General features: G+C 63.9%; 11 protein-coding genes, 1 tRNA gene and 1 pseudogene. 10 read left to right on the top strand and 3 right to left on the bottom strand.

Features of this window, described 5'->3' with window-relative positions; genetic code table 11:
- Positions 1 to 38: 38 nt before the first annotated feature.
- The 5 genes from G6P88_RS03720 (at position 39) to G6P88_RS03700 (ending at position 4,366) form a co-directional block, all read left to right on the top strand.
- Positions 39 to 968 (top strand): hypothetical protein, encoded by a 930-nt coding sequence (locus tag G6P88_RS03720; RefSeq protein WP_165321895.1) that lies wholly within the window; start codon positions 39 to 41, stop codon positions 966 to 968.
- 49 nt (positions 969 to 1,017) lie between these two features.
- Entirely contained in the window at positions 1,018 to 1,425 is a 408-nt protein-coding gene (locus G6P88_RS03715) for a very short patch repair endonuclease (protein WP_165321894.1), read from the top strand.
- Between the two features lie 31 nt (positions 1,426 to 1,456).
- Positions 1,457 to 2,830, top strand: a complete 1,374-nt coding sequence (locus tag G6P88_RS03710) for a DNA cytosine methyltransferase (RefSeq protein WP_345719193.1) — start codon at positions 1,457 to 1,459, stop codon at positions 2,828 to 2,830.
- A complete protein-coding gene (locus G6P88_RS03705; protein ID WP_165321892.1) occupies positions 2,823 to 3,623 on the top strand; it encodes an endonuclease in 801 nt (266 codons plus the stop codon). Before G6P88_RS03710 ends, G6P88_RS03705 begins: the two co-directional genes overlap by 8 nt.
- Positions 3,624 to 3,889: 266 nt before the next feature.
- Complete coding sequence (locus G6P88_RS03700; protein WP_206335850.1) at positions 3,890 to 4,366, top strand: hypothetical protein; 477 nt, start codon at positions 3,890 to 3,892, stop codon at positions 4,364 to 4,366.
- A 51-nt stretch (positions 4,367 to 4,417) separates the two neighbouring features.
- Here the strand turns inward: G6P88_RS03700 and G6P88_RS03695 are convergent, their stop codons facing one another.
- The 3 genes and pseudogenes from G6P88_RS03695 to G6P88_RS03685 all read right to left on the bottom strand — a co-directional run bounded on the left by G6P88_RS03695 (position 4,418) and on the right by G6P88_RS03685 (position 5,411).
- Positions 4,418 to 4,594 (bottom strand): hypothetical protein, encoded by a 177-nt coding sequence (locus G6P88_RS03695; protein ID WP_247710564.1) that lies wholly within the window; start codon positions 4,592 to 4,594, stop codon positions 4,418 to 4,420.
- A 40-nt stretch (positions 4,595 to 4,634) separates the two neighbouring features.
- Positions 4,635 to 5,051: pseudogene (locus G6P88_RS03690) on the bottom strand (glycoside hydrolase family 130 protein); the annotation flags it as partial.
- Between the two features lie 273 nt (positions 5,052 to 5,324).
- Positions 5,325 to 5,411 (bottom strand) — tRNA-Leu (locus G6P88_RS03685).
- Between the two features lie 105 nt (positions 5,412 to 5,516).
- Here G6P88_RS03685 and G6P88_RS03680 point away from each other — a divergent pair.
- The 5 genes from G6P88_RS03680 (at position 5,517) to gltB (ending at position 14,168) form a co-directional block, all read left to right on the top strand.
- Positions 5,517 to 6,452 (top strand): complex I NDUFA9 subunit family protein, encoded by a 936-nt coding sequence (locus G6P88_RS03680; protein WP_165321889.1) that lies wholly within the window; start codon positions 5,517 to 5,519, stop codon positions 6,450 to 6,452.
- 11 nt (positions 6,453 to 6,463) lie between these two features.
- Positions 6,464 to 7,264, top strand: a complete 801-nt coding sequence (locus G6P88_RS03675) for an undecaprenyl-diphosphate phosphatase (RefSeq protein WP_165321888.1) — start codon at positions 6,464 to 6,466, stop codon at positions 7,262 to 7,264.
- Between the two features lie 159 nt (positions 7,265 to 7,423).
- Positions 7,424 to 8,875, top strand: coding sequence for an NAD(P)-dependent oxidoreductase (locus G6P88_RS03670; protein ID WP_165321887.1), 1,452 nt, complete (start codon positions 7,424 to 7,426; stop codon positions 8,873 to 8,875).
- Positions 8,872 to 9,630 (top strand): DUF2059 domain-containing protein, encoded by a 759-nt coding sequence (locus G6P88_RS03665; RefSeq protein ID WP_165321886.1) that lies wholly within the window; start codon positions 8,872 to 8,874, stop codon positions 9,628 to 9,630. Before G6P88_RS03670 ends, G6P88_RS03665 begins: the two co-directional genes overlap by 4 nt.
- Complete coding sequence (gene gltB, locus G6P88_RS03660) at positions 9,630 to 14,168, top strand: glutamate synthase large subunit (RefSeq protein ID WP_165321885.1); 4,539 nt, start codon at positions 9,630 to 9,632, stop codon at positions 14,166 to 14,168. The genes G6P88_RS03665 and gltB overlap by 1 nt, the downstream gene beginning before the upstream one ends.
- The last annotated feature ends 325 nt before the right edge of the window (positions 14,169 to 14,493 follow it).

Raw genomic sequence — 14,493 nt, 5'->3', positions numbered from 1 at the left:
GATAGTTCGGGGTAGTTTGATCTTTTCAGGGAGACGGTATGGCGTCCGACAAGTCGGTGGTAATCGAGAGAATATGGGATGTCTTGCAGGCCGAGGGAAGCGGCCGGTCGACAGTTTACTTCCAAGATGTCACCGACGCGATCATCCATTGCAACCGCGTCGATGGCAAGAATCGCAGTGCGACGAATCCCGCGAATTTCATGAAGGATCTGATTCGTGGCGACAACGCTTCGAAGAACTGGCCGGATAAGCTGTGCGCGCTGCGCATCGGTGCCCGGCAGCGTGTCGGTAAAGATCGCGTCTTCGAGTTTCAGCCCTATACCAACGACCAGACCGAGCCATTCCCCAATGTCCACATGCCGACACCGGCTATGGTACCGGAGCCAATACAATCTTTGAGTCTTCCCTTGGCCTCCAAGGCCCTCGGTCGGCGCGATGAGTCGTGGCTCGTTCAGACAGCCGTCGCGCTCCACGTCTTGGAACACCATTTCGCGCGGCGCTCGACCTTGGGCGTGATCGAACTCGTGCATCTTCAGACCGGCGTGAAGCTCGCCGAAAGCGAAGTGGACGGAATGTTCCGAGCGATCATCGAGCGCGAGGGTCAGCGAGAGCATTTGTTGATCACTTGCGAGGCTAAGCAGCAGGGCGAGAGGATTCTCGAGCATCAAATTGTCGAACAGATTGTCGCCGCATATGCCAGCGTGAGAGACAGTGTTCCCGAGGAAGAATTGAAAATCTCCGCGATCGTGCCGGTCGCTATCAAGGCGATACCGCCCCAGGGAGATATTTATGTGGTCGAGTTCGAACGCTGGTCTCCAGCCGAAGCGGAAGCCGAGGAAAACGCGATGAAGGACTTGGTGCCGGCATCCGCGGGCCTTTACCGTCTCAGTCCGCCCGTTCCGGGCATCGGCTTCAAGCTGCCGCGTCCACACAAGTCGCGTAGAAAATCCAAAGCATCGTCGGTTTAGTGGGATCGAGACGCGGAGAATGTTTCCGTCAACGGTGTTTTGAACGTCGATGGTCGACAACCGAACTGAGCAAAGCCGAAGCGCGCTGATGTCGCGCATCGGATCGAAGAATACCGCACCGGAACTGGTCGTGCGCCGTCTGTTGCACGCGATGGGCTTTCGGTACAGGTTGCATAGGAAGGACCTCCCAGGCACGCCGGACATCGTGTTTCCGAGCCTCCGTAAGGCGATTTTTGTTCACGGGTGCTTTTGGCATGCTCATGGCTGTCGGATCGGACAGCCGCCGAAATCGAAACCCGAATTTTGGGGGCCTAAGCTCGCGCGAAATAAAGCGCGCGACGCCGAAAAAAGCGCTGCGCTCCGAGAAGAGGGATGGGACGTATTGACGCTGTGGCAATGTGAGATCAAAGAGAGAACATTGTTACAAGAGCAGCTGCTCGCGTTTTTGACCCGATAGACGGAATTTCGATCGACTTCGGCAATCGGCAATGTTAGGATCGCGACAGAGTAAGCGTATTTCCGAGGAAATTTCGATGCGACCGATAGGAATCGACCTCTTTGCAGGAGCCGGAGGAATGAGCCTGGGCTTCGAACATGCGGGCTTCGATGTCGTAGCTGCCGTGGAGATCGATGCCGTTCACGCGGCCGTCCACGAGTATAATTTTCCGCATTGTTCGGTGATTCCGAAGTCGGTCGTGGGCCTTAGTGCTGAAGAGATCAGAGAGACTGCTGGCATCGGCAATCGTAAGGTCGACGTCGTTTTCGGCGGCGCTCCGTGCCAAGGCTTTTCCATGATTGGAAAACGTGCGCTCGAAGACCCCCGCAATGCTCTTGTTCGCGAGTTTGTGAGAATCGTCGTCGACCTGGATGCCTCGTACTTCGTCTTCGAGAACGTCAAAGGTCTGACCGTCGGTCGGCATAAGGCGTTTCTGGAGGAGCTAATCGAGCTTTTTCAGAATAGCGGCTACGACGTACGCCTGCCTTGGCAAGTGCTCGATGCCGCCAATTACGGCGTGCCGCAGCATCGGCAGCGTCTGATCCTGATGGGGGCTAAACGCGGATTACCCGTTCCCGTTTATCCAAAATTACGGACTGCGGCGGCCGACAAGCCGAACAAGCATGCTGCGCCTGTAGGACCGACCTGCGAGCAGGCCTTGGCCGATCTGCCGGACGCCGACGAGTTCGAAATTCTCAATCACACCGATGAAGTGCCGACAAAGAAGTGGGGCACTCCGAGCGCTTTTGCGCGCGAGATGCGCTGCTTGGACAACGACGCGTGGCATTTCGGACATGTTCGCGATTGGAATCCCGGTGTGCTTACCTCCAGTACGCGCACCGGCCACACCCACATTTCTCGCCTTCGGTTTGCGGGTGTAGCACCAGGCAAGGTCGAGCCAATTTCGCGCTTTTTCCGTCTCGACCCGAACGGTCTCAGCAATACGCTTCGAGCGGGCACCGATGGCGCTCGCGGCGCATTCACCAGCCCACGGCCTATTCACTACAAGTACGCGCGCTGCGTCACCGTCCGCGAAATGGCACGCCTGCACGGCTTCCCGGATTGGTTCCGCTTCAACGAGACGAAGTGGCATGGCGCGCGGCAGATCGGCAATTCGGTCCCGCCACCGCTGGCGCGCGCTATTGGCGACGAAATCGTTCGCGCACTCGGCGTTACGCCGACGCGACCTGCCAAGGTGCTGACGCTGGGCGAGGACCGACTGCTTCGTATGGACGCCGGATCGGCAGCTGCCTATTTCGGCGTGGCGGCACCTAGCTCGAAACGAGACCGCAAGAGTGGCGCCACGAAGAGGAAGCAGCACGAAACGGAGGCGTGGCGTCTTTCCCAGGAATCTGCCCTTGGCTGAGCAAGCATCGGCGTCGGCGGGGAATGTCTATCGCGCGCTTATCGAGCGGATATTCCTCGATAGGTATAGCGAAGGGGCAACCTCATTCGAGTTTGATCGGGACGACATCCCGGATACTGCAGAGGCGCTCGGCCTGAGTCGCCCCAAGAACGTCGGCGATGTGATTTATTCGCTTCGCTATCGGACCGCCATGCCGGCGAGCATTCTCGCGACCCAGCCCGACGGGATGGAGTGGATCATCGAGGGTGCAGGGCGTGCCAAATACAAGTTCGTGCTCGTGCCGTTGAACCGAGTTTTGCCGCGCGCTGATATGGCGGTAATCGCGGTTCCGGATAGTACGCCGGAGATCATTCGCGCCTATGCGTTGGACGACGAACAGGCGTTGCTCGCCATCGTCCGATACAATCGACTTATCGACATTTTCTTGGGCCTCACGACCTACAGCCTTCAGAACCACTTGCGTACGACGGTGACGGGTATCGGCCAGATCGAGATCGACGAGCTCTATCTCGGGCTGGACAGGTTCGGGTGCCATTATGCCATTCCGGTGCAGGCTAAGGGTGGCACCGATCAGATTTCCGTTGTCCAAACCAAGCAGGACATTGCTTGGTGCAAGCAGCGCTTCCCCGGCGTGCGGCCGCGTGCGATCTCCGCGCAGTTTATGGATGGGGAAAAGGTCGCCATGTTCGAACTGACCGTCCAGGGCGATCAGGTGGTCGTGGTCGAGGAGAAGCACTACATTCTGACCTCGGCCGAACGGCTGGATCGAAATGCGCTTACGGATTATCGCTAGCGCGTGACCTGGGAATTCCTCTTGCGCATTATAGTCGGGACCGATCGTTGACCGGTTGGAAGCCCCGTCGCTCTCCGCGTTACTCGCGCGTCGAGGGTCCGCAGAACCGTTCCCCGGCTGTCATGTCTCAGCGCGTGGAGCCTGCCGACAGCCTTGACGATTTCCCGACCCCGCGTTGGGCCACCCGCGCGCTCCTAGAGCATGTCCTGAACGATTTCGAACTGGGCGCTGCAAGCTGCTGGGAGCCGACGTGTGGGAGAGGCTTCATGGCGTCTACGCTCGCCGAGACATTCGCGTCCGTGCGCAGCAGCGATATCTCGCCATATGGCTACGGGGCCCAGCTGGACTTTCTGGAAGTGCCCTCGGAAAGTATCGACGAGGCAAGCAGGCCGGACTGGATCGTCACCAACCCACCGTTCCGGTTGGCGGAAGAATTCGCCCGTCGAGCTGTAGCATTGGCACGCGTTGGCGCCGCGATGTTGGTTCGCACGGGCTTTATCGAGGGCGCTGGTCGATACGAGCGACTGTTTCGAGACTGCCCCCCAGCTATATTTGCCCAATTTGTCGAGCGAGTGCCGATCCTGCGCGGGCGCGTGGACGCTACGGCATCGACCGCAACGGGATACTGCTGGCTGGTCTGGCTCAAGCAGGTTCAGGGGCGGCCATCCTTGTTTTGGATTCCCCCTTGCCGGAAACGCCTCGAACGCCAAGGCGATTACGACGATCCGCGTGAGCAGAGCTGATGCTACGGTCCGACCGTCAGACCGCGACAAGCGCTCCCGGTGTTTGGCGACCTAGTCTCGATTGGGCTGCATCTGATATCGGAAAGCAGTCGAGTGGATTTTCCGGAGGGGGATTAGTCTGATCAGCTCCGATGGGATTTCGTTGTTAGAAATCAGGAAACGAAGATCGTGCTCGAAGCTTATGAGGAAGCGGTCGAACAACCAATGCGCGATGACCGATAGAACCATTCCGTTTTGAACAATGTCGGGGCCGCCATCGCGCACCGACCACCGCACGGTCATAATGGACCGCGCGCACGTCGAGCCCGTCGGGGCTCAGTTCCACCGGCAGCAACCAAGACAGCGAGGTGAGCGCCTGGATCTTCCAGCCGCCGCCGTGGAGGGTGAACAGACGCGGATCGGCGGTGTCGGCGAGTTCGAGCGGCCAGGCATCGACGACATAGCCCTTGTCCTCGTCCCAGCGGATCGAGTGGACATGTCCGTCCAGGATCGGGGTCCGGAGCGCTTCGGCCACGCGGACCATCATCAGCAGGTTCCCGCCCGGCAGCCGCGTCAGGCCCGGATTGAAGGCGCCGAGCACATAGGTCTCGACCCCCGCGCGCGCCATTCCGGCTGCCAGCGGCGATCTCGTCAGATCGACGTCGGCCGGAGTGAAGACGAGCGTGTCGACGGGAAAGCGGGTCATGTCGCGCTGGCCTTATGGGGGAGCCGGGGCACTCCCGGAAACGGCCCGGAGCCGGCCTTGTGCCGTTCGGGCTGGAACGACGGCGGCGTCACGCGGTTCCTCGACGGCCTCCGCTCTCGCCACGGATACTGCGACTTGGGCGGCGACAAACCGACGCGGAAAAGCACGCTTCTCGGCGTGGTTTATATGTTCTGATGATTGAATCCGGACTGCCGGCGGGAGCCTGGTAAGGGTCGGTGGCTATCGGATTTATCGCGTGATCTGCGGAAAGGATGGTGCCCAGGAGAGGACTCGAACCTCCACGGCCTTGCGGCCACTGGCACCTGAAGCCAGCGCGTCTACCAATTCCACCACCTGGGCATTTCCGGTTGCGGAGCCGGGCGGATAGCGGCGCTCCTTGTGCCTTGTCAACAGCTTCCTTGCAGGGCAATGCGGAGAAAATCGCAGCATCAAGGGAATATGGGCATGAGCCGTCTTGTCACTCTGTTCGGAGGTGGTGGTTTCCTCGGACGTTATGTTGCGCAGGAGCTGCTGAAGGCCGGCGCGCGCGTTCGAATCGCGGAGCGTGATCCGTCCAACGCCCACTTTCTGAAGCCGCTGGCCGGGCTGGGACAGATCCAGTTCGTTCCTGCCAGCATCACCAATGCCGCCAGTGTCGAGCATGCGATCGCCGGCGCCGATTCGGTCGTGAACCTTGTCGGCATCCTCAAGGGCGACTTCACCGCGATTCACCGCCGGGGTGCCGAGACCGTCGCGAAGGCTGCGGCTGCGGCCGGTGTCGAATCGCTCGTCCATATCTCGGCGATCGGCGCCGATCCCGAATCGCCGTCGGCCTATGGCCGCAGCAAGGGCGAGGGCGAAGCCGTAGTGCGCGAGGCCTTCCCGCAGGCGACGATCCTGCGTCCGTCGATCGTGTTCGGGCAGGAAGACGGCTTCCTCAACCGCTTCGCGGCCATGCTGTCGCTGCCGGTCGTGCCGGTGCTGCGCGGCGCAGTGAAGTTCCAGCCGATCTGGGCAGCCGATGTGGCGCGCGCCGTCGCGGGAGCGATCCTCGATCCCAAGCGCCATGGCGGCACTACCTATGAACTGGGCGGGCCCGAGACGATCTCCATGCTCGAGCTGCACCACTGGCTCGCCAAGGCGACCGGCCGCGCGCCGACGATCGTGCCGATCCCCGATGCGCTCGGCGGACCGCTCGTGAGCGCCATGAGCCTCCTGCCGGGTGCGCCGATCACGCGCGACCAGTGGCTGATGCTTCAGGCCGACAATGTCGTATCGCAGGGCGCGCAGGGAATCGAAGCCTTCGGCATCACGCCCACGCCGATGGAGGCGGTGGCGCCTGCCTGGCTGGTCAATTTTCGTCCGAGCGGCCGCTTCGGCACCACCACCAAGCCGGCCTGATCGATCGCATCATGGACATGTCGCTATTGTCGATCGTCCTCCTCGGCATCGTCGAGGGGCTGACAGAGTTCATCCCCGTATCCTCGACCGGCCACCTGATCCTGGCCGGGGAGGTCATGCAGGTGCCGCAGGGGACGGAGACTTTCGACATCGTCATTCAGCTCGGCGCGATTCTCGCGGTGGTGGTGCTCTATCGCCAGCGCTTCGCCGCCGTGCTCGCCGGGCTGGCGCGGCGCGATCCGGCTGCGGTGAGCTTCACGCGCAACGTGCTCGTCGGATTCCTGCCATCGGCGGTGATCGGCGCGCTGGCCTATGGCGCGATCAAGGCGATGCTCAACACTCCGATCATCGTCGCGGTCGCGCTGATCCTGGGCGGGGTCGCGATCCTGCTGATCGAGCGCAGCGTGCAGCGCGTTACCTGCGATACGGTCGAGGCCATGCCGGCACGAACGGCGCTCGCCATCGGCTTCATCCAGTGTCTGTCGATGATCCCGGGCGTCAGCCGCTCGGGTGCGACGATCATGGGGGCGCTGACCATGGGGGTCGAGCGCCGGACTGCCGCCGAATATAGCTTCTTCCTCGCTATCCCGACGATGGTCGGCGCCACCACGCTCGCCTTGTGGAAGGCGCGGCACGAGTTGGGAGACGCACAGCTCACTTCTATCGGGATCGGCTTCCTCGTTTCCTTCCTCGTCGCGATCATTGTCATTCGCTGGTTTCTGAATGTGGTGACACGGCATGGCTTCGCGCCTTTTGCCTGGTATCGCATCGTGGCGGGCAGCATCGCATTGATCTGGCTGGTTTTTAGATAGGTCCGATACGGACTTATAATATGTCGTATGAGGTGGAGCGGATTCCAGATCAGACGAAATCCACAGAATATAGGTAATATATCCTGACATATTGCGCGTTTTGCGCGTGACTCTGCCCTGCGGCTGTGAGATTTGCCCTCCCGAACCGGAGGGCAAGCCATGGCCGATGAGCCTATGTTGAAGTTTGTGCGTGTCGATCAGGATTATCCCGACAAGCGGGAAGCCGACGCGCGCATTAGCGACTTTGCCGAGATCGCGGCGCGCTATGGCGACGGCAAGGCGGAGGAGCAGGCGTCGCGCTGTTCGCAATGCGGTGTGCCTTATTGTGCGACCCACTGTCCGCTGCACAACCACATCCCCGACTGGCTGCGCCTGACCACCGAGGGGCGGTTGCGCGAAGCCTATGAGCTGTCCAACGCAACCTCGACCATGCCCGAGATTTGCGGCCGGATCTGCCCGCAGGACCGGCTGTGCGAGGGCAATTGCGTCATCGAGTTCGCCGGGCATGGCGCGGTCACCATCGGCTCGGTCGAGAAATATATCACCGATACCGCCTGGGAGCGTGGCTGGGTCGAGCCGGTGCAGGTCGGGCCGGCTCGCGGCCAGTCGGTGGGCGTGATCGGGGCGGGCCCGGCGGGCCTGACCGTCGCCGAACTGATGCGCGCGCGCGGTTATGACGTCCATGTCTATGACCGGCACGATCGTGCGGGCGGATTGCTGACCTATGGCATTCCGGGCTTCAAGCTCGAAAAGCCCGTGGTCATGCGTCGCGTGCAGCGGCTGATCGATGCCGGCATCGTCTTCCACCAGGGGTTCGAGGTCGGCCGCGACGCGACGCTCGCCGAACTGCGCGAGCGCCATGACGCGGTGCTGATCGCGACCGGCGTCTATAAGCCGCGCGCGATCAAGGCGCCCGGCGTCGGCTCGACCGGGATCGTCGAGGCGCTCGATTATCTGACCGCGTCGAACCGCAAGAATTTCGGCGATGCCGTGCCCGCCTTCGACGAGGGCCTGCTCGACGCGAAGGGCAAGAAGGTCGTCGTCATCGGCGGCGGCGACACCGCGATGGACTGCGTCCGCACCGCGATCCGCCAGGGCGCGGAGTCGGTCCGCTGCCTCTATCGCCGCGACCGCGCCAACATGCCCGGCTCGCAGCGCGAGACGAAGAATGCCGAGGAAGAGGGCGTCGAGTTCGTCTGGCTGTCCGCGCCCGAGGCGTTCGACGGCGACGGGCAGGTGGCCGGCGTCCGCGCGATCAAGATGCGACTGGGCGAGGCCGATGCGTCGGGCCGGCGCACGCCCGAAGCCGATCCGGGCAGCGAGTTCCGCCTGGAAGCCGACCTGGTCATTAAGGCGCTGGGCTTCGATCCGGAGGATCTGCCGGTGATGTTCGGCGCGCCGGAGCTTTCGGTGACGCGCTGGGGCACGCTGCGCGTCGACCATCGCACGATGCAGACCTCGGTCGAGGGCGTGTTCGCGGCGGGCGACATCGTGCGCGGGGCCAGCCTGGTCGTCTGGGCGATCCGCGACGGGCGCGACGTCGCCGAGCGGATGCACAAATATCTGCGCGAGAAGGCCAAGGTCGCCGCCAGCGAGGCGGTGGCGGCATGAGCGGCAAGCTGCCGGGACGGCGAAGCCTCGCGCTAGCGGTGTCGCTGGCTGCGCTGTGGTCGCCCTCAGCGCTGCTCGCCGCGCCTTCGGCGACGAAACCCGTGGCCGGGGCGGAGGCGACGACTGCGGCCGATCCGGTCGCGCTTGAGGTCGCCACGCGGATCGCAGGGCGCATCCTGCCCGACGGGACCTTCCAGAAGGTGATGGACGCCTCGATCAGCCAGATGTCGAAGTCGATGATGGACAGCATGCTGGCCATGCCGCTCAATTCGCTCGCGCAGGCCATGGGGCAGGACCCCGCCAAGCTGAAGGCGCTCGGGTCGGCAAAGCTCAGCGATGTGCTGCAGGTCATGGACCCCGCTTTCGGCGTCAGGACCGAACGATCGATGCGCGTCATGGCGAGCGAGATGGGCAGGCTGATGACCGCGATGGAGCCCAGCTTCCGCCAGGGGCTGGCCGAGGCCTATGTCGGCCAGTTCCAGCTGGCCGAGCTGCGTGAGATCGACGCCTTCTTCCAGACGCCGGCGGGCAGGGCCTTCGCCGAACGCTCGATGACGATACAGACCGATCCGGCCTTCCAGTCGCGGATGCAGCAGCTGATTCCGTCGATGATGAAGGCCATGCCGCAGATCATGAAGAAGATCGCCGAACAGACGGCGGATCTGCCCGCGCCCAAGAAACCGCAGGATCTTACGCCTGCCGAGCGGGAGAGGCTCGCGATTTTGCTGGGGCTCGACCCCGCGGAGATGAAGTGATGAGCAGCACCGAAAACGACTGGATGGCCGCAGAGCGCGAGCGGCTGGCCCGTGAGGGCATGTACCGGCCCGAATATGAGGGTGACGCCTGCGGCGTCGGCCTGGTCGCAGCGACCGATGGCAAGGCCTCGCGGCGGGTGGTGTCGGCGGCGATCGATGCGCTGAAGGCGGTCTGGCACCGCGGCGCGGTCGATGCCGACGGCAAGACCGGCGACGGCGCCGGCATCCATGTCGACTTGCCGGTCCGCTTCTTCGACGATGCGATCGAGCATGCCGGCCACCGGCCGCTGCCCAATCGCCTTGCGGTGGGCATGGTGTTCCTGCCGCGCACCGATCTGGGCGCGCAGGAAACCTGCCGGACGATCGTCGAGAGCGAGATCATCGATTTCGGCTACACCATCTATGGCTGGCGCCAGGTGCCCGTCGACGTGTCGGTGATCGGCGAGAAGGCCCTGCAGACGCGGCCCGAGATCGAGCAGATCATGATCGCCGGGCCGATGCCCGACGCGATGAGCCTCGAGGAGTTCGAAAAGAACCTCTACCTCATCCGCCGCCGGATCGAGCGCAAGGTGATCGAGGCGCAGATCCAGGGCTTCTACATCTGTTCGCTGTCGGCGCGGTCGATCGTCTACAAGGGCCTGTTCCTGGCCGAAGAGCTGTCGGTCTTCTATCCCGACCTGAAGGACGAGCGCTTCGTCAGCCGTGTCGCGATCTTCCACCAGCGCTATTCGACCAACACCTTCCCGCAATGGTGGCTGGCGCAGCCCTTCCGGTCGCTTGCCCATAACGGCGAGATCAACACGATCCGCGGCAACAAGAACTGGATGAAGAGCCACGAGATCAAGATGGCCTCGCTGGCGTTCGGCGAGCATTCGGACGAGATCAAGCCGCTGATCCCGGCCGGCGCCTCCGACACCGCCGCGCTCGACGCGGTGTTCGAGACGATCTGCCGATCGGGCCGCGATGCGCCGACCGCCAAGCTGATGCTCGTGCCCGAGGCGTGGCAGAACAGCCCCGACATGCCCGCAGAGCTGCGTGCGATGTACAGCTATTTCGGCTCGGTGATGGAGCCGTGGGACGGCCCGGCCGCGCTGGCGATGACCGATGGCCGCTGGGCGGTGGCGGGCGTGGACCGTAACGCGCTGCGCCCGCTGCGCACCACGCGCACGGCGGACAATCTGCTGATCGTCGGCTCGGAGACCGGCATGGTCGTCGTGCCTGAAAGCACGATCGTCGCCAAGGGCCGCATGGGCCCGGGCCAGATGATCGCGGTCGACCTGCATGAGGGGCGGATCTATGGCGACGCCGAGATCAAGGCGCGCATTGCCGCCGAGAAGCCCTATGGCGAATGGGTGAAGACCTTCCGGACGCGCGCGGACCTCGCCGCGCCGGTCGAGGATATGATCCCGCGCTGGCCGCGCGCCGAGCTGCTGCGCCGCCAGGTCGCCGCCGGCATGTCGCTGGAGGACATGGAGCTGATCCTCGCCCCCCAGGTCGAGGATGCGAAGGAAGCGATCGGGTCGATGGGCGACGATACGCCGCTCGCGGTCATTTCCGACAAGCCGCGCCTGATCAGCCATTTCTTCCGGCAGAATTTCAGCCAGGTCACCAACCCGCCTATCGACTCGCTGCGCGAGACGCAGGTTATGAGCCTGAAGACGCGCTTCGGAAACCTCGCCAACATCCTCGACAATGAGGGGCAGCAGGCGGATGTGCTGGTGCTCGAAAGCCCTGTGCTCCACTGCCGTGACTGGCATGCGCTGAAGGACCATTTCGGCGCGCAGGCGGCGGAGATCGACTGTACCTTCGACGCCCATGGCGGGCCCGATGCGCTCCGCCAGGCGATCGCCCGCGTCCGCGCCGAGGCCGAGACGGCGGTGCGCGAGGGCAAGGCCGAGCTGTTCCTGACCGACGAGCATGTCGGGCCGGACCGGATCGCCATCGCGATGGTGCTGGCGGCCGCCGCCGTCCACACTCACCTCGTCCGCAAGGGGCTGCGTTCCTATGCGTCGGTAAACGTGCGTTCGGCCGAATGCCTCGACACCCATTATTATGCGGTGCTGATCGGCGTCGGTGCGACCACGGTGAACGCCTATCTGGCCGAGGCCGCGATCGCCGACCGCCATGCGCGCGGCCTGTTCGGGGATCGCTCGCTCGAGGAGTGCCTGAAGCGCCACCGCAAGGCGATCGACGACGGCCTGCTCAAGATCATGTCGAAGATGGGGATCGCGGTGATTTCCAGCTATCGCGGCGGCTATAATTTCGAGGCGGTCGGGCTCAGCCGCGCGCTGGTCAACGACTTCTTCCCCGGCATGCCGGCGAAGATATCGGGCGAGGGCTTCAACTCGCTCCAGCTCAACCTGAAGCTGCGCCACGACGCCGCCTTCGACGACACCGTGGTCGCGCTGCCGGTCGGGGGCTTCTATCGCCAGCGGGCAGGGGGCGAGGCGCATGCCTATTCGGCGCAGCTGATGCACCTGTTGCAGACCTCGGTCGCGACCGACAGCTATTCGACCTATCTGCAATTTTCGCGCGGTGTGCGCGATCTGCCACCGGTCTATCTGCGCGACCTGCTCGAGTTCAACTGGGCGCGCGAGGGCATCCCGATCGACTCGGTCGAGCCGATCACCGAGATCCGCAAGCGCTTCGTGACGCCCGGCATGTCGCTGGGCGCGCTCAGCCCCGAGGCGCATGAGACGCTGGCGATCGCGATGAACCGGATCGGCGCCAAGGCGGTGTCGGGCGAGGGCGGCGAGGACAAGAGCCGCTACACGCCCTATGCCAATGGCGATAACGCCAACTCGGTGATCAAGCAGGTCGCATCGGGCCGCTTCGGCGTCACCGCCGAATATCTAAGCGCCGCCGAGGAGCTGGAGATCAAGGTCGCGCAGGGCGCCAAGCCGGGCGAGGGCGGGCAGCTGCCCGGCTTCAAGGTGACCGAGATGATCGCCCGCCTGCGGCATTCGACGCCGGGCGTGACGCTGATCTCGCCGCCGCCGCACCACGACATCTATTCGATCGAGGATCTGGCGCAGCTGATCTACGACCTGAAGCAGATCAACCCGACCGCGCGGGTGGGCGTCAAGCTGGTCAGCTCGGCCGGCATCGGCACGGTCGCGGCGGGCGTCGCCAAGGCGCATGCCGACGTCATCCTGGTCGCCGGCCATGTCGGCGGCACAGGCGCCAGCCCGCAGACGTCGGTGAAATATGCCGGCACGCCGTGGGAGATGGGGCTGTCCGAGACCAACCAGGTGCTGACGCTCAACGGCCTGCGCCACCGCGTCAAGCTGCGCACCGATGGCGGCCTCAAGACCGGCCGCGACATCGTCATCGCAGCGATCCTGGGCGCCGAGGAGTTCGGCATCGGCACGCTGTCGCTGGTCGCGATGGGCTGCATCATGGTGCGCCAGTGCCATTCGAACACCTGCCCGGTCGGCGTCTGCACACAGGACGAGGCGCTACGCAAGAAGTTCGTCGGGACCCCCGAGAAGGTGATCAACCTGATGACCTTCATCGCCGAGGAGGTGCGCGAAATCCTCGCCAAGCTGGGTGTACGCTCGCTCGACGAGATCATCGGCCGCACCGAGCTGCTCCGCCAGGTCAGCCGCGGCGCCGAGCATCTCGACGATCTCGACCTCAACCCGGTGCTGGCGAAGGTCGACGCGCCGGCCGACAAGCGCCGCTTCAACATCCCGACCTTCCGCAACGAGGTGCCCGACAGCCTCGACGCGCAGATGATCGAGGATGCCAAGGCGGTGTTCGAGCGGCGCGAGAAGATGCAGCTGACCTATACGGTGCGAAACACGCACCGCGCGGTGGGCACGCGCTTCTCGGCCGAGATCACCCGGCGCTACGGCATGTCCTCGCTCGCCGACGGCCATGTCCACATCCGCCTGCGCGGATCGGCCGGCCAGTCGCTCGGCGCCTTCGCGGTCAAGGGCATCACGCTGGAGGTGTTCGGCGACGCCAACGACTATGTCGGCAAGGGCCTGTCAGGCGCGATCATCGCGGTTCGCCCGATGGTGTCGTCACCGCTGGAGACCAAGTCGAACACGATCATCGGCAACACCGTCCTCTACGGGGCGACCGCCGGCAAGCTGTTCGCGGCGGGGCAGGCGGGCGAGCGCTTCGCCGTCCGCAATTCGGGCGCGACCGTGGTCGTCGAAGGCTGCGGCGCCAATGGCTGCGAATATATGACCGGCGGCATCGCCGTGATCCTCGGCCGCGTCGGCGCCAATTTCGGCGCGGGCATGACCGGCGGCATGGCCTTCGTGCTCGACGAGCATGGCGACTTCGAACGCAACGCCAACCCGGACAGCATCGTCTGGCAGCGCTTCGGATCGGTCCGCTGGGAAATGCGCTGCAAGGCGCTGATCGCCGAACATGCCGAACGCACCGACAGCAAATGGGCCCACTCGGTTCTCGACGACTGGGACCGCTGGCGCACGCGCTTCTGGCAGGTTTGCCCGAAGGAGATGGTCAACCGGCTCGATCATCCGCTCAACGACGTGGAGAGCGAGATCGTCGCGGCGGAGTGAGGGTGAGGGCCGTCGGTCTTGGGGGAGGCCGGCGGTGGTTGGTTTGGGGGCGATCTCAAAGGCTCTGGGAGGGGCTCGTCGCCGAGCGGAGTAGCACGCGCTCAGGGACAGGGATTTGGGCTTTGCTGCCGTTCCGACGTGATGTGCCGGACGACGGGGTTTGGTCAGAAGCCGACATCCAGTGATTGCCTAAGCAGAATTGCAAGATGACGTTAAATGGGCCGACTACGGACAGGCAGCTATCGGGTCACCCGGCCGCAAAAGCGGACCGGGTTGCGGACACTTCGCCAACCGCTATGTTCAGAGACAAGCAGTTAGGGGGCTA

Origin of the sequence: Rhizorhabdus phycosphaerae, from assembly GCF_011044255.1 — a bacterium.
Classification (GTDB): domain Bacteria; phylum Pseudomonadota; class Alphaproteobacteria; order Sphingomonadales; family Sphingomonadaceae; genus Rhizorhabdus; species Rhizorhabdus phycosphaerae.
The sequence above is the reverse complement of the archived record's forward strand: the minus strand, read 5'-3'. Positions and strand labels throughout refer to the sequence as shown.